Origin of the sequence: Escherichia sp. HH41S (assembly GCF_009820115.1) — a bacterium.
Lineage (GTDB): Bacteria > Pseudomonadota > Gammaproteobacteria > Enterobacterales > Enterobacteriaceae > Escherichia > Escherichia coli_F.
Window position 1 is genome coordinate 153001 of the sequence record NZ_VNXE01000123.1, and the last position, 15397, is coordinate 168397.

The 15397-nt window shown below is 48.5% G+C and carries 13 protein-coding genes; 7 read left to right on the top strand and 6 right to left on the bottom strand.

Going from position 1 to position 15397, the window contains the following annotated elements; translation table 11 throughout:
- Both dmsB and dmsC read left to right on the top strand, forming a co-directional pair.
- A complete protein-coding gene (dmsB, locus tag FQZ95_RS24845) occupies window positions 1-618 on the top strand; it encodes a dimethylsulfoxide reductase iron-sulfur subunit DmsB (RefSeq protein ID WP_000213098.1) in 618 nt (205 codons plus the stop codon).
- Between the two features lies 1 nt (window position 619).
- Window positions 620-1483 carry a dimethyl sulfoxide reductase anchor subunit DmsC gene (gene dmsC, locus FQZ95_RS24850; protein ID WP_000534649.1) on the top strand — a complete coding sequence of 288 codons (864 nt, stop codon included), beginning with the start codon at window positions 620-622 and terminating at the stop codon, window positions 1481-1483.
- A gap of 34 nt (window positions 1484-1517) precedes the next feature.
- Here dmsC and ycaC read toward each other — a convergent pair whose 3' ends face one another.
- Window positions 1518-2144: an isochorismate family cysteine hydrolase YcaC gene (ycaC, locus tag FQZ95_RS24855; RefSeq protein ID WP_000165876.1), complete on the bottom strand. Its 627-nt coding sequence runs from the start codon at window positions 2142-2144 to the stop codon at window positions 1518-1520.
- Between the two features lie 314 nt (window positions 2145-2458).
- Here ycaC and FQZ95_RS24860 point away from each other — a divergent pair, with 314 nt between their 5' ends.
- Window positions 2459-3607, top strand: a complete 1149-nt coding sequence (locus FQZ95_RS24860) for an MFS transporter (RefSeq protein WP_000109295.1) — start codon at window positions 2459-2461, stop codon at window positions 3605-3607.
- 209 nt (window positions 3608-3816) lie between these two features.
- Window positions 3817-5247 carry an APC family permease gene (locus FQZ95_RS24865; RefSeq protein WP_000918528.1) on the top strand — a complete coding sequence of 477 codons (1431 nt, stop codon included), beginning with the start codon at window positions 3817-3819 and terminating at the stop codon, window positions 5245-5247.
- On the opposite strand, the gene FQZ95_RS24870 is transcribed toward FQZ95_RS24865, so the two are convergent.
- Window positions 5248-6156, bottom strand: a complete 909-nt coding sequence (locus tag FQZ95_RS24870) for a LysR family transcriptional regulator (protein ID WP_001242673.1) — start codon at window positions 6154-6156, stop codon at window positions 5248-5250.
- A 99-nt stretch (window positions 6157-6255) separates the two neighbouring features.
- On the opposite strand from FQZ95_RS24870, the gene FQZ95_RS24875 reads away from it, so the two are divergent.
- Complete coding sequence (locus FQZ95_RS24875; protein WP_160530902.1) at window positions 6256-6846, top strand: NAD(P)H oxidoreductase; 591 nt, start codon at window positions 6256-6258, stop codon at window positions 6844-6846.
- Window positions 6847-6927: 81 nt separating this feature from the next.
- On the opposite strand, the gene pflA is transcribed toward FQZ95_RS24875, so the two are convergent.
- From pflA to ycaO, 4 genes are all read right to left on the bottom strand, one after another.
- Window positions 6928-7668, bottom strand: a complete 741-nt coding sequence (pflA, locus tag FQZ95_RS24880; RefSeq protein ID WP_000111043.1) for a pyruvate formate lyase 1-activating protein — start codon at window positions 7666-7668, stop codon at window positions 6928-6930.
- Window positions 7669-7859: 191 nt separating this feature from the next.
- The gene (gene pflB / locus FQZ95_RS24885) at window positions 7860-10142 is read right to left on the bottom strand and encodes a formate C-acetyltransferase (RefSeq protein WP_001292812.1); all 2283 of its coding nucleotides are present in this window, start codon (window positions 10140-10142) and stop codon (window positions 7860-7862) included.
- A gap of 54 nt (window positions 10143-10196) precedes the next feature.
- Window positions 10197-11054: a formate transporter FocA gene (focA, locus tag FQZ95_RS24890; RefSeq protein WP_000642546.1), complete on the bottom strand. Its 858-nt coding sequence runs from the start codon at window positions 11052-11054 to the stop codon at window positions 10197-10199.
- Window positions 11055-11459: 405 nt separating this feature from the next.
- The gene (gene ycaO / locus FQZ95_RS24895) at window positions 11460-13220 is read right to left on the bottom strand and encodes a 30S ribosomal protein S12 methylthiotransferase accessory factor YcaO (protein ID WP_088541641.1); all 1761 of its coding nucleotides are present in this window, start codon (window positions 13218-13220) and stop codon (window positions 11460-11462) included.
- 129 nt (window positions 13221-13349) lie between these two features.
- Here ycaO and FQZ95_RS24900 point away from each other — a divergent pair, with 129 nt between their 5' ends.
- Both FQZ95_RS24900 and serC read left to right on the top strand, forming a co-directional pair.
- Complete coding sequence (locus FQZ95_RS24900) at window positions 13350-14042, top strand: DUF421 domain-containing protein (protein WP_000642852.1); 693 nt, start codon at window positions 13350-13352, stop codon at window positions 14040-14042.
- 198 nt (window positions 14043-14240) lie between these two features.
- Window positions 14241-15329 carry a 3-phosphoserine/phosphohydroxythreonine transaminase gene (gene serC, locus FQZ95_RS24905; RefSeq protein WP_000057129.1) on the top strand — a complete coding sequence of 363 codons (1089 nt, stop codon included), beginning with the start codon at window positions 14241-14243 and terminating at the stop codon, window positions 15327-15329.
- Window positions 15330-15397: the final 68 nt, after the last annotated feature.

Genomic DNA, 15397 nt, shown 5'->3' on the forward strand with positions numbered 1-15397 from the left:
ATGACAACCCAGTATGGATTTTTTATTGATTCCAGCCGTTGCACCGGTTGCAAAACCTGCGAGCTGGCCTGTAAAGACTATAAAGATCTGACGCCGGAAGTCAGCTTCCGCCGCATTTATGAATATGCTGGCGGTGACTGGCAGGAAGATAACGGTGTCTGGCACCAGAACGTGTTTGCCTACTATCTGTCGATTTCATGTAACCACTGCGAAGATCCGGCTTGTACTAAAGTCTGCCCGAGCGGTGCGATGCATAAACGTGAAGATGGTTTTGTTGTGGTCGATGAAGATGTATGCATTGGCTGCCGTTACTGCCATATGGCTTGCCCGTATGGCGCACCGCAATATAACGAAACGAAAGGCCATATGACCAAATGTGATGGTTGTTATGACCGTGTTGCGGAGGGGAAGAAGCCGATCTGTGTTGAATCTTGCCCGCTGCGGGCGCTGGATTTTGGCCCTATCGACGAGCTGCGTAAAAAACATGGCGATTTGGCGGCTGTTGCGCCGTTGCCGCGAGCTCACTTTACCAAACCGAATATTGTGATCAAACCCAATGCCAACAGCCGCCCGACCGGGGATACCACTGGCTATCTGGCAAACCCGAAGGAGGTGTGAGATGGGAAGTGGATGGCATGAATGGCCGCTGATGATCTTCACGGTCTTCGGGCAATGTGTAGCAGGTGGTTTTATCGTTCTGGCTTTGGCGCTGCTCAAAGGCGACCTGCGAGCAGAAGCCCAGCAGCGTGTTATTGCCTGTATGTTTGGCTTATGGGTGCTGATGGGTATTGGCTTTATCGCCTCTATGCTCCATCTTGGTTCGCCGATGCGCGCTTTTAACTCGCTCAACCGGGTAGGGGCTTCAGCACTCAGTAACGAAATCGCCAGCGGTTCGATCTTTTTTGCTGTTGGTGGCATCGGCTGGTTACTGGCAATGCTGAAAAAGCTGTCACCGGCATTGCGTACGCTGTGGCTGGTGGTGACGATGGTTCTTGGCGTAGTCTTTGTCTGGATGATGGTGCGTGTCTATAACAGCATCGATACCGTACCCACCTGGTACAGCATCTGGACACCGATGGGCTTCTTCCTGACGATGTTTATGGGCGGCCCGTTACTGGGTTACCTGTTACTGAGTCTGGCTGGCGTCGATGGCTGGGCGATGCGTCTGCTGCCAGCTATTTCTGTACTGGCCCTGGTAGTGAGTGGCGTGGTGTCAGTGATGCAGGGCGCAGAGCTGGCGACTATTCATAGCTCTGTGCAGCAGGCCGCAGCGCTGGTGCCGGACTATGGTGCGCTGATGTCCTGGCGGATCGTGCTTTTGGCTGTTGCCCTGTGCTTGTGGATTGCACCACAGCTAAAAGGTTATCAGCCTGCGGTTCCGCTACTTTCCGTATCATTCATTCTGCTTCTGGCAGGGGAATTAATCGGTCGTGGCGTATTCTATGGTTTGCATATGACCGTGGGGATGGCCGTCGCAAGCTAATCATAACAACCGGGGTTTCGGCCCCGGTTCTCTTTTATTTCTGCTTCGTTAACGTGTCATAACTGGTCATCAAATTACGATAATCAGGAATATGGTTAGAGAACAACGTCGCCAGTCCTTCAATATCATTACGCCAGTCGCGATGCAGCTCGCACGCCACGCCGAACCATGTCATCAATTGCGCACCAGCTTGCGACATGCGATCCCATGCCGAATGCCGGGTAATTTCATTAAAGGTCCCTGACGCGTCAGTCACGACAAAGACGTCAAACCCTTCTTCAATGGCTGAAAGCGCCGGGAATGCCACGCAAACTTCGGTTACCACACCGGCAATAATTAACTGTTTTTTACCTGTCGCTTTGACAGCTTTTACAAAATCTTCGTTATCCCAGGCGTTAATATTTCCCGGGCGAGCAATGTAAGGTGCATCGGGAAACTGTGCTTTCAGTTCTGGAACTAATGGGCCGTTAGGACCGGTTTCAAAACTGGTGGTAAGAATAGTAGGTAAGTTGAAATACTTAGCCAGGTCGCCCAGCGCCAGCACGTTATTTTTAAACTTATCGGGTTCGATATCCCGTACAAGGGAAAGTAAACCAGCCTGGTGATCAACAAGCAAAACGGCAGCATCATTTTTATCAAGACGAACATACGGTTTGGTCATCCTCTTCTCCTTTCGAGAGTCAGCGGTACGTCTGAAATCGGTCAGACGCGATGCATTGCTCTGAAAGCATAGACGGGAAATATGAGTTTGCTGTGACCATGAAATTTTTCGACTGAACGAAGCGTATGAAATTTGTGTTAGATCAATAAAAACAATCAGATGAGATTAATCGTCTCTCCAGCATTAGCGTTATGAATGAGTAATATAAATCGATAATACCTCAGCTGCGATATGCGCGTATTTTCACCCATTGACAATGTTTTTGGCGGTGGCATGATGCGCATGAAATTTGAACTTCCTCACGGTTTTAATTCATGTCCACGTATACCCGGCCTGTCATGCTTTTGCTGTCTGGCCTGCTTTTGTTGACTTTGGCGATCGCAGTGTTAAATACACTCGTGCCGCTTTGGCTCGCCCAGGAACACATGTCCACATGGCAGGTAGGCGTTGTCAGCTCATCCTATTTTACCGGCAACCTGGTCGGTACATTGCTGACAGGGTATGTCATTAAGCGCATTGGCTTTAACCGCAGCTATTATCTGGCCTCCTTCATTTTTGCCGCTGGCTGTGCCGGCCTTGGCCTGATGATTGGATTCTGGAGCTGGTTGGCTTGGCGTTTTGTCGCCGGCGTCGGCTGTGCCATGATTTGGGTGGTTGTTGAGAGCGCGCTGATGTGCAGTGGGACGTCACGTAACCGTGGGCGTTTGCTTGCTGCGTATATGATGGTTTATTACGTGGGAACGTTTTTAGGCCAGTTACTGGTCAGCAAAGTTTCAACCGAGCTGATGTCCGTATTGCCGTGGGTTACAGGTTTGACGTTGGCAGGGATCTTACCGCTGTTGTTTACGCGTGTGCTGAATCAGCAGGCTGAAAACCATGATTCGACGTCAATTACGTCAATGCTAAAACTCCGTCAGGCGCGGCTTGGCGTGAATGGCTGCATTATCTCAGGAATCGTTCTGGGATCTCTATATGGCCTGATGCCGCTGTACCTCAATCACAAAGGGGTGAGCAATGCCAGCATTGGTTTCTGGATGGCGGTACTGGTCAGTGCGGGTATCCTTGGACAATGGCCGATTGGACGTCTGGCGGATAAGTTTGGTCGACTGCTGGTGTTGCGTGTTCAGGTCTTTGTCGTCATTCTCGGCAGTATCGCGATGCTTAGCCAGGCGGCGATGGCCCCAGCGTTATTCATCCTCGGTGCCGCTGGCTTTACGCTATATCCGGTGGCGATGGCATGGGCTTGCGAGAAAGTTGAACATCATCAACTGGTGGCGATGAACCAGGCCTTACTGTTGAGCTATACTGTGGGAAGTCTGCTTGGCCCGTCATTTACTGCCATGCTAATGCAGAATTTCTCCGATAATTTATTGTTTATCATGATCGCCAGCGTATCGTTTATCTATTTGCTGATGCTGCTTCGCAACGCCGGTCATACGCCGAAACCCGTTGCTCACGTGTAAATGAATTAACGCAGAGTGTGAACTTACTGTTTCACACTCTGCTTTTTTGTTTCTTCTCTCTGACTTGCTTTTTTCAAAATTTTATTCGTTTCAAAATAAAATGTGCAGCAGGTTATAATTTTGCATTTCGCTATTTCCGCACTTCTTATTTGCCGCGCATAATCCCTCGTTTTACAGATGCCCCTTTAATTTTGGCGAAGGATTTGTCTATGGCTGGGAATGTTCAGGAAAAACAGCTGCGATGGTACAACATTGCGCTGATGTCTTTTATCACTGTCTGGGGTTTTGGCAACGTTGTTAATAACTACGCCAACCAGGGGCTGGTGGTTGTTTTTTCATGGGTGTTTATCTTTGCGCTCTATTTCACACCTTATGCGCTAATTGTTGGTCAGTTAGGCTCGACCTTCAAAGATGGGAAGGGCGGGGTCAGTACCTGGATTAAACACACGATGGGACCCGGACTGGCTTACCTCGCCGCGTGGACCTACTGGGTAGTGCATATTCCCTATCTGGCACAAAAACCCCAGGCAATACTGATTGCGCTCGGTTGGGCGATGAAAGGCGACGGTTCGCTAATCAAAGAATATTCCGTCGTAGCGTTACAGGGGTTAACGCTGGTGCTGTTTGTCTTCTTTATGTGGGTTGCTTCACGCGGTATGAAATCGCTGAAAATCGTCGGTTCTGTGGCAGGGATTGCGATGTTTGTTATGTCGCTCCTGTATGTGGCGATGGCGGTAACCGCGCCTGCGATTACTGAAGTGCATATTGCGACCACAAACATTACCTGGGAAACGTTTATTCCTCATATCGACTTTACCTACATTACCACTATTTCAATGCTGGTCTTTGCGGTTGGTGGAGCAGAGAAGATTTCTCCCTACGTTAATCAAACGCGCAACCCAGGAAAAGAATTTCCAAAAGGGATGTTATGCCTGGCGGTGATGGTTGCGGTGTGCGCGATCCTTGGATCGCTTGCAATGGGGATGATGTTTGACTCCCGCAATATTCCCGATGACTTAATGACCAACGGCCAGTATTACGCCTTCCAGAAGCTGGGCGAGTATTACAGCATGGGTAATACTTTAATGGTGATTTACGCCATTGCGAATACTCTGGGTCAAGTAGCTGCGCTGGTATTCTCGATTGATGCGCCGCTTAAAGTATTATTAGGCGATGCTGACAGCAAATATATTCCTGCCAGTTTATGTCGTACCAACGCATCTGGTACGCCCGTTAATGGCTATTTTCTGACCCTGGTGCTGGTGGCGATCCTGATTATGCTGCCGACTCTCGGCATCGGTGATATGAACAATCTCTATAAATGGCTGTTGAACCTTAACTCGGTAGTGATGCCGCTGCGTTATTTATGGGTATTTGTTGCATTTATTGCAGTTGTTCGCCTGGCGCAGAAATATAAGCCGGAATATGTTTTTATTCGTAATAAGCCGCTGGCAATGACCGTCGGAATTTGGTGTTTTGCCTTTACCGCTTTTGCCTGCCTGACGGGTATTTTCCCGAAAATGGAAGCCTTCACCGCAGAGTGGACATTCCAGTTGGCGCTGAATGTTGCAACGCCGTTTGTGCTGGTGGGATTAGGGCTGATATTCCCGCTGCTGGCGCGTAAAGCGAATAGCAAATAATTATTGTGGTCGGTGACGCTGACTCTGGCAGATCTGACCCGTTTTTACATAATCGAGAAATGCGCGCAAGCCGCAGGACATATACTGGCGGTTTGGGTAATAGATCTGGAAGCCTGGACGCTCTGTGATCCAGTCTTCCAGTACACATTCTAAACGACCGGTATCAAGGTACTCCTTGATCTGTTCATAGAGCAGATACCCGATACCAGCACCCATCAAAACGGCATCCAGTTCAGCATCAACATCATCCAGAATGATATTTCCTGCGACAGCAATTTCCAGCTCCTTTGCAAATTGCCAGTGGAAAGGTTTGCCGCTGGGATAACGAAAAACAACACATTGATGATTAAGCAGATCATGAGGATGGCGGGGTTTGCCATATCTTGCAAAGTACTCTGGCGTTGCTGCTACACATAATTTCACTGGCGGGCCGATCGCCACGCTGATCATATCTTTTTCGACGATGCCACTAAGTCGAACGCCAGCGTCAAAGCCCTGCTGGACGATATCAACAAGAGAGTCGTCAGTTGTGAGCTCGACTTTAATATCAGGATATTCACGTGTGAAACCAACCAGTAAAGGCATTAAAAATATACGTGCAGCTACCCGGGCGGCATTGATTTTGAGCGTACCTGTCGGTGTCAGACGAAAATCATTCATCTCATCTAACATGATCTGAATTTCGTCGAAAGCTGGGCGCAATCGTTCATAGAGATTAGAACCCGCTTCCGTTAACGATACGCTTCGGGTTGTCCGATTGAATAAGCGAATTTTAAGACGTTGTTCCAGTGTTTTAATACTATGGCTAATGGCGGACGAAGATAAGCCTAACTCATCGCCTGCTGCACGAAAGCTTTGATTACGGGCCACGGCAAAGAAAGTGGCAAAGTCAGACATATTCATCCGCATTAGTGAAAATCCTTCATTAACTCATCCTGAATCATCACGTTTACAGGATGATGCCGCCTGCGTAAAGTGCGCTCCAGAACTTAACGTGGAGGTAAAATTATGCAGTCTGAACGTATTTATTTGGTATGGGCCCATCCTCGTCATGATTCATTGACCGCACATATTGCTGATGCGATCCATCAGCGGGCAATGGAGCGGAAAATACAGGTGACGGAACTCGATTTATATCGGCGTAATTTCAACCCGGTGATGACGCCGGAAGATGAACCAGACTGGAAGAATATGGATAAACGTTATTCTCCAGAGGTTCATCAGCTTTATTCAGAGCTGCTTGAACATGACACGTTAGTGGTGGTTTTTCCTCTCTGGTGGTACAGCTTCCCAGCAATGCTAAAAGGATATATTGACAGAGTATGGAATAATGGGCTGGCTTATGGAGATGGGCACAAATTACCATTCAATAAAGTTCGTTGGGTGGCGCTGGTTGGAGGAGACAAAGAATCATTTGTCCAGATGGGCTGGGAAAAAAATATAAGCGAATATTTGATAAATATGTGCAGTAATCTTGGTATTGAAGATGCCGATGTCACTTTCTTGTGTAATACAGTGGTATTCGATGGGGAAGAACTTCACGCGAGCTATTATCAGTCGTTATTATCTCAGGTACGGGATATGGTAGATGCACTATAAGATGTGTTAAAAACGCTGTAGCAGAATGAAGCGCGGAATAACAAAGCGGCAACTCAATAAAGTTGCCGCTTTACGGGGAAATTAGAACATTACCTTGTGACCGTACTGCTCAAGAATGCCTTTCACGCGTTCCATGGTCTCTTTCTTCGGTGGTTTAACACCATCAAGTTTGTATTCTTCACCCATCGCCACCCATTTGTGTTTGCCCAGCTCGTGGTAGGGGAGAAGCTCGATTTTCTCAACGTTGCCCATATCACGGGTAAATTCACCGAGGCGATGCGCTGAATCGTCATCGTCAGACCAGCCTGGGACAACAACGTAGCGGATCCACACCTTCACATTTTTATTCGCCAGATATTTAGCAAATTCCAGCGTGCGGTGGTTGGAAACTCCAACCAGATTTTGGTGGATCTCGTCGTTCATCTGTTTGAGATCGAGCATTACCAGGTCGGTTACTTCCAGCAGTTCATCAATCACCGGATCGTAACGACGAACAAAACCGTTGGTATCCAGACAGGTATGAATGCCTTCTTTTTTGCAGGCGCGGAACCAGTCACGAACAAACTCAGCTTGCAGGATTGCTTCACCGCCGGATGCGGTAACGCCGCCGCCGGAAGCGTTCATAAAGTGGCGATAGGTCACCACTTCCTTCATCAAATCTTCAACGGTAACTTCTTTACCGCCATGCGTGTCCCAGGTGTCGCGGTTATGACAATACAGGCAGCGCATCAGGCAGCCCTGGAAAAAGGTGATAAAGCGAATACCCGGGCCGTCTACGGTTCCACAGGATTCAAAGGAGTGAATGCGACCAATAACTGACATTGCGGTGTTTCTCCAGATGTGGCCCATCTGAGGCCGTGTTGGTGCGCAGCTCGAAGGCTACGTCGAGTCTGTTTTGGCAGTCACCTTAAAGTATAGATAGCTGACAAAAAAGGCTCTCGTGCTAAAAAAGGCCCCACTTTCGTGGAGCCTTTATTGTACGCTTTTTACTGTACGATTTCAGTCAAAACTAATTACATAGATTGAGTGAAGGTACGAGTAATAACGTCCTGCTGCTGTTCTTTAGTCAGCGAGTTGAAACGTACTGCGTAGCCAGATACACGGATGGTCAGCTGCGGATATTTTTCCGGGTTTTCCATCGCGTCGAGCAGCATTTCACGGTTCATCACGTTAACGTTCAGGTGCTGACCACCTTCGATGGATGCTTCGTGGTGGAAGTAACCATCCATCAGACCAGCCAGGTTGGTCTTACGAACTTCGTCGTCTTTACCCAGTGCGTTCGGAACGATAGAGAAGGTGTAGGAGATACCATCTTTAGCGTAAGCAAACGGCAGTTTAGCAACGGAAGTCAGAGAAGCTACAGCACCTTTCTGGTCACGACCGTGCATCGGGTTAGCACCCGGTCCGAACGGCGCGCCAGCACGACGACCGTCTGGGGTGTTACCGGTTTTCTTACCATACACAACGTTAGAAGTGATGGTCAGAACAGACTGAGTCGGGATAGCGTCACGGTAGGTGTGCAGTTTCTGAATTTTCTTCATGAAACGTTCTACCAGGTCAACAGCCAGGTCATCTACACGCGGATCGTTGTTACCAAACTGCGGGTATTCGCCTTCGATTTCGAAGTCGATAGCCAGACCGTCTTCGTCACGAATCGGTTTAACTTTCGCATATTTGATTGCAGACAGGGAGTCAGCAGCAACGGACAGACCAGCGATACCACACGCCATGGTGCGGATAACGTCACGGTCGTGCAGCGCCATCAGAGAGGCTTCGTAGCTGTACTTGTCGTGCATGTAGTGGATGATGTTCAGTGCAGTGATGTACTGTTTAGCCAGCCAGTCCATGAAGTGATCCATGCGCTCCATCACTTCATCGTAGTTCAGGAGATCGCCTTTGATCGGTTCAGACTTCGGACCAACCTGCATTTTCAGTTTTTCGTCAACGCCGCCGTTGATTGCGTACAGCATGGTTTTCGCCAGGTTTGCACGCGCACCGAAGAACTGCATTTGTTTACCAACGATCATCGGGCTTACGCAGCAAGCAATAGCGTAGTCATCGTTGTTGAAGTCCGGACGCATCAGGTCATCGTTCTCATACTGCAGAGAAGAGGTATCGATGGACACTTTAGCAGCGAATTTCTTGAAGTTCAGCGGCAGTTTTTCAGACCACAGAATGGTCATGTTCGGTTCCGGAGACGGACCCATGGTGTACAGGGTGTTCAGGAAACGGAAGCTGTTTTTGGTAACCAGGGTACGACCGTCGAGGCCCATACCACCGATAGATTCGGTTGCCCAGATCGGGTCGCCAGAGAACAGTTCATCGTATTCCGGAGTACGCAGGAAGCGAACCATACGCAGTTTCATGACCAGGTGGTCAACCATTTCCTGCGCTTCTTGTTCGGTGATCTTGCCAGCTTTCAGGTCACGTTCGATGTACACATCCAGGAAGGTGGAGGTACGACCGAAGGACATTGCAGCACCGTTCTGAGACTTAACAGCAGCCAGGTAGCCGAAGTAAGTCCACTGGATAGCTTCCTGAGCGTTGGTAGCCGGACCAGAGATGTCGTAGCCGTATTTCGCAGCCATTTCTTTCATCTGACCCAGAGCGCGGTGCTGTTCAGCGATTTCTTCGCGCAGACGGATAGTCTGTTCCAGGTTTACGCCGTTTTCCAGATCAGCCTGCAGAGAGGTGAACTGAGCGTATTTGTCTTTCATCAGGTAGTCGATACCGTACAGCGCAACGCGACGGTAGTCACCGATGATACGACCACGGCCATAAGCATCTGGCAGACCGGTCAGAACACCGGATTTACGGCAACGCAGGATGTCCGGAGTGTAAACGTCGAACACGCCCTGGTTGTGAGTTTTACGGTATTCAGTGAAGATTTTTTTGATCATCGGGTCCAGTTCGCGGTTGTACGCTTTGCAGGAACCTTCGATCATTTTGATACCACCGAACGGGATAAGAGCACGTTTCAGCGGAGCTTCAGTCTGCAGACCAACAACTTTTTCCAACGCTTTGTTGATGTAGCCAGCGTCGTGAGAGGTGATGGTGGAAGCAACAGCGGTGTCAAAGTCAACTGGCGCGTGAGTGCGGTTTTCCAGTTTAACGCCTTCCATTACTTTGTCCCACAGGGTGGTGGTCGCTTCAGTAGCGCCAGCCAGGAAGGACTCGTCACCCTCGTACGGAGTGTAGTTTTTCTGAATGAAGTCACGGACGTTTACTTCATTCTGCCAGTCACCTTTGGTAAAACCTTCCCAGGCTGTGGCTAACTTTTCATTAAGCTCGGACATGTAACACCTACCTTCTTAAGTGGATTTTTTATTTACTGCGTACTTCGACAACCATTAATGGTGATCGTTTTCACGCAGGTAAATGACCCAGTATGTCAACCCAACCAACAAACCACCGCCGATAATATTACCGATCGTAACCGGAATCAGGTTATCAGTGATGAAGTTCATCACGGTCAGGTGAGAAAAATTTTCCGGTGCAGAACCGACAGCGGTCCAGAATTCCGGAGATGCGAAGTCGCGGATTACAATACCCATCGGGATCATAAACATGTTTGCGATACTGTGCTCAAAACCGCTGGCAACAAACATCGCGACCGGCAGCACCATAATGAACGCTTTATCCATCAGGCTGCGGCCAGAATAACTCATCCATACTGCCAGACATACCATCAGGTTTGCCAGGATACCAAGGCAGACGGCCTCAATAAAAGTATGGTGCACTTTGTGGTCGGCGGTTTGTAGGACGTTTAGTCCCCATTGACCATTCGCGGTCATATACTCGCCGGAAAGCCACATTAAAAGTACAAACAGCAGTGCGCCGACCAGGTTGCCAAAATAGACATTTAGCCAGTTTTTCGCCAACTGACCCCAGGTGATGCGCCCACTCGCCTTAGCAACAACAATCAACACTGTGGAAGTAAAGAGATCGGCTCCGCAGACAACACAAAGAATCAACCCCAGAGAGAAGCAAATGCCGCCAACCAGTTTTGCCATGCCGAAGGGCATTGTACCTGTGCCAGTGGTTGCTGTGATATAGAAGACGAATGCGATTGAGATGAAAACACCGGCGGTAATCGCCAGATAGAAAGTCTTAAGCGGATGTTTCGTTGCTTTATAGACACCTGCCTCTTCGGCCACTTTGGCCATTGCTGCAGGAAGTAAAAGATCAAAAGGGTTGTCAGCTTTCACACTAACTCTCTCTTTATTAAGTCGGCGACGAGATACTAACAAAGCATTATAGATGAGAAATTGATATAGATCATATCTCGCCTGGCTTATAGGCCCGTAACTCGCATGGTTTTTATGCAAATACGGAGTAAATATTTGATTATCCAAATAAAAATAAATTTTAAAAATTAACAAATGAGTTGAATTTTTTCCGCATCCTCCGCTAAAACAGTTAATTAAAAGGGAGCACCAGGCGAATAAAGTAACAATATCGATCGTATTTATTAAATACAAATTACCGATATTTAACTTTATAATTACAATTATTTTATTAATGCAAATATATGTAAAGCGGGGCATTAAAAAAACGCCCCGTAATATAACTCAGACGAATCATTAAGCCTACATTGCGTAGGCTATTTGATTTTATTTTGCCCAGAATGCTGCTTTGGCGCGCTGCAGCTTTTCGTAGGCCTTCAACAACGACTGATGTGCAGCAAACGCGTGCAGATCGCTATCTACGGGTTGCAAGCCATAAAACGCCGATTCACCGCTCATTGCCGCACTGGCGGCTTCTACGGCATCTGCGCCATACATACGAACGAAGGCATTCAGATATTGCAGTGGTTGGCGGTCTTCTTCCTGTGCCAGTAATAACAACGTTTGCAGACAGCGATAATAGTTGGCGCGTTCCGGACTGAACACTGATGAGTTAAATTCCATCGTCCATTCAGTCCAGACCAGAGCCTGTTCCAGATCGCCACCAGCCAGCGCCAGCATAGCCTTTAATTCACCGATACGCAGAGTGTACCAGCCGTTATCCGGCCCGGTTGCCAGACCCAATAGCTCACGCACGCGGGTAAAGTCATCAAAACCTTCTTCATCCAGTTGCTCGATGAGGTTCAGGTAATCTTCTTTTTCCCACTCGCTGCCTGGGAGTGAAAGAATCGTTTCACGTAAATGGCTGCCCATGCTGTTATTCGCCAGCCACAGATCTTCAGCCGGATAAATATCGGACATGCCAGGCACGATAATACGGCAAGCATAAACGCCCAGATGCTCGTAATCGGCAATATAAACTTCTTTATCTTCTTTGTTGAAGATAGCCATCAGCGTAGCAAACTCTTCTTCCGTGGTGCCTGAGAAGCTCCAGTCCACAAACGGATAATCGGCATCCTGCTTGAACAGGTCCCAGGAGATTAAACCGCTGGAATCGATAAAGTGCGTTTCGAGGTTAGTATGTTCAGCGACTTCTTCATCATCGAAGGTTGGCGGAGTAAACACATCCAAATCTTTCAGACCGCGGCCTTGCAGCAACTCGGTCACGGTACGTTCCAGTGCTACGCCAAAATCGGGATGCGCACCGAAAGAGGCAAAGCAGGTACCGTTAGCAGGATTGAACAGTACCACGCAAATCACCGGATACTGGCCGCCAAGCGAACCATCATAAGCAAAGATTGGGAAACCTTCTGCTTCCAGTGTTTCGATCGCTTCAACCACCGCTGGATAACGCGCAAGCACCTCTGCCGGGATCTCTGGAAGACTGATGCTTTCAGCAATAATGCGGTTTTTCACGTAGCGTTCGAAAACTTCGGACAACCCCTGAACGCGTGCTTCGTTTCGGGTATTGCCAGCGGACATACCGTTAGAAACGTACAGGTTACCAATGATATTCATCGGAATATAAACGATCTGATTGTCGGACTGGCGCGTAAACGGCAGACCACAAATACCACGATCTTCGTTACCAGATTGTAGGTCAATCAGCATGCTGCCGGTCAGTTCATTCTCCGGATCGTAAAATGCGCGCAGACGGTCATCGAGCAGCCCTTCTGGTACATCGTCGTTTTCGGTCAGTGGGAACCATTTTTCGTTGGGATAATGCACGAATGGACCGTTGGCGATGGTTTCGCCCAGCCAGAAATCAGCAAAAAAGTAGTTGGTTGAGAGACGCTCGAAATATTCACCGAGGGCAGATGCCAGCGCCGCTTTTTTGGTTGCGCCTTTACCGTTGGTAAAACACAGTGCGCACTCTTTGTCGCGAATGTGCACTGACCAGACGTTAGGCACGGGATTCAGCCAGGAGGCCTCTTCAATCTGAAAACCAAGGTCTGAAAGTTTTTGCTGGAAGCGAGCGATGGAATCTTCCAGGGCGGCATCTTTGCCGGGGATAAATGTTTGCGTCATGAAAATCACTTTAGTCGTACGGAAAGCGCGCAATAATACGGGTTTTATCTCAAAGGCGCTATCACCGCCGCCAGGCAGATGAACTGTTGACTATGCTTTTAGCGGATAAACCACGATAAGAGCATAAAAATGAAGGCATTCGATCTCCACCGTATGGCATTTGATAAAGTGCCTTTTGATTTCCTTGGCGAAGTTGCACTACGTAGTCTTTATACCTTTGTACTGGTCTTTTTATTCCTCAAAATGACCGGCAGACGCGGTGTGCGGCAGATGTCGCTGTTTGAAGTGTTAATCATTCTGACGCTGGGGTCAGCGGCGGGGGATGTGGCGTTTTATGATGATGTGCCGATGGTTCCGGTGCTTATCGTCTTTATTACTCTGGCGTTGTTATACCGTCTGGTAATGTGGTTGATGGCGCACAGTGAAAAACTGGAAGATCTTCTGGAAGGCAAGCCGGTTGTCATTATTGAGGATGGTGAGCTGGCCTGGTCGAAACTTAATAACTCCAACATGACGGAATTTGAGTTCTTTATGGAGCTGCGACTGCGTGGAGTGGAGCAGTTGGGGCAGGTACGTCTGGCGATTCTCGAAACCAACGGGCAAATCAGTGTCTATTTCTTTGAAGATGACAAGGTCAAACCGGGATTACTTATTTTACCCAGTGACTGTACTCAGCGTTACAAAGTGGTGCCTGAGTCGGCGGACTATGCTTGCATCCGTTGCAGTGAGATCATTCATATGAATGCAGGGGAAAAACAATTATGTCCGCGCTGCGCAAATCCAGAATGGACGAAGGCAAGTCGGGCTAAACGGGTGACCTGACAGCAAAAAAATCGGTTTTTGGACAATAATCCGAGAGATTCTATTGTGTGACGCGTGCCGCATTTTTGCCCTCGACTGTTTTACCCATTGCGATGCGCGCCACTGAATGATAAAACCGATAGCCACAGGAATAATGTATTACCCGCGGTCGCAATCGATTGTCCGTGGGTTAATGGCAACGCAACGTGGTGAGGGGAAATGGCTCAAATCTTCAATTTTAGTTCTGGTCCGGCAATGCTACCGGCAGAGGTGCTTAAACAGGCTCAACAGGAACTGCGCGACTGGAACGGTCTTGGTACGTCGGTGATGGAAGTGAGCCACCGTGGTAAAGAGTTCATTCAGGTTGCAGAGGAAGCCGAGAAGGATTTTCGCGATCTTCTTAATATCCCCTCCAACTATAAAGTATTGTTCTGCCACGGCGGTGGTCGCGGTCAGTTTGCTGCTGTTCCGCTGAATATTCTTGGTGATAAAACCACTGCAGATTATGTTGATGCCGGTTACTGGGCGGCAAGTGCCATTAAAGAAGCGAAAAAATACTGCAAGCCAAATGTCTTTGACGCCAAAGTGACTGTTGATGGTCTTCGTGCGGTTAAGCCAATGCGTGAATGGCAGCTCTCTGATAATGCCGCTTATATGCATTACTGCCCAAATGAGACCATCGATGGTATCGCCATCGACGAAACGCCAGACTTTGGTAAAGAAGTGGTGGTTGCAGCCGACTTCTCTTCAACGATTCTTTCCCGTCCAATTGACGTCAGTCGTTACGGTGTGATTTATGCTGGCGCACAGAAAAATATCGGCCCGGCGGGCCTGACAATCGTCATCGTTCGTGAAGACTTACTGGGTAAAGCGAATATCGCTTGTCCGTCGATTCTGGATTATTCCATCCTTAACGATAACGACTCAATGTTTAACACGCCGCCGACATTTGCCTGGTATCTGTCTGGTCTGGTCTTTAAATGGCTGAAAGCGAACGGCGGTGTAGCTGCAATGGATAAAATCAATCAGCAAAAAGCAGAACTGCTGTATGGGGTGATTGATAACAGCGATTTCTACCGCAATGACGTGGCGAAAGCTAACCGTTCGCGGATGAACGTGCCGTTCCAGTTGGCGGACAGTGCGCTTGACAAATTGTTCCTTGAAGAGTCTTTTGCTGCGGGGCTGCATGCCCTGAAAGGGCATCGTGTGGTCGGCGGTATGCGTGCGTCAATTTATAACGCAATGCCTCTGGAAGGCGTTAAAGCGCTGACAGACTTCATGATTGAGTTCGAACGCCGTCACGGCTAATGCCGAAATTTTGCTTAATCCCCACAGCCAGCCTGTGGGGTTTTTATTTCTGTTGTAGAGAGTTGAGT

Bases quoted from the DNA above. Each gene is read 5' to 3' on its own strand.
- dmsB (WP_000213098.1), top strand. From the start codon at position 1: ATGACAACCCAGTATGGATTTTTTATTGATTCCAGCCGTTGCACCGGT.
- dmsC (WP_000534649.1), top strand. From the start codon at position 620: ATGGGAAGTGGATGGCATGAATGGCCGCTGATGATCTTCACGGTCTTC.
- ycaC (WP_000165876.1), bottom strand. From the start codon at position 2,144: ATGACCAAACCGTATGTTCGTCTTGATAAAAATGATGCTGCCGTTTTG.
- FQZ95_RS24860 (WP_000109295.1), top strand. From the start codon at position 2,459: ATGTCCACGTATACCCGGCCTGTCATGCTTTTGCTGTCTGGCCTGCTT.
- FQZ95_RS24865 (WP_000918528.1), top strand. From the start codon at position 3,817: ATGGCTGGGAATGTTCAGGAAAAACAGCTGCGATGGTACAACATTGCG.
- FQZ95_RS24870 (WP_001242673.1), bottom strand. From the start codon at position 6,156: ATGCGGATGAATATGTCTGACTTTGCCACTTTCTTTGCCGTGGCCCGT.
- FQZ95_RS24875 (WP_160530902.1), top strand. From the start codon at position 6,256: ATGCAGTCTGAACGTATTTATTTGGTATGGGCCCATCCTCGTCATGAT.
- pflA (WP_000111043.1), bottom strand. From the start codon at position 7,668: ATGTCAGTTATTGGTCGCATTCACTCCTTTGAATCCTGTGGAACCGTA.
- pflB (WP_001292812.1), bottom strand. From the start codon at position 10,142: ATGTCCGAGCTTAATGAAAAGTTAGCCACAGCCTGGGAAGGTTTTACC.
- ycaO (WP_088541641.1), bottom strand. From the start codon at position 13,220: ATGACGCAAACATTTATCCCCGGCAAAGATGCCGCCCTGGAAGATTCC.
- FQZ95_RS24900 (WP_000642852.1), top strand. From the start codon at position 13,350: ATGAAGGCATTCGATCTCCACCGTATGGCATTTGATAAAGTGCCTTTT.
- serC (WP_000057129.1), top strand. From the start codon at position 14,241: ATGGCTCAAATCTTCAATTTTAGTTCTGGTCCGGCAATGCTACCGGCA.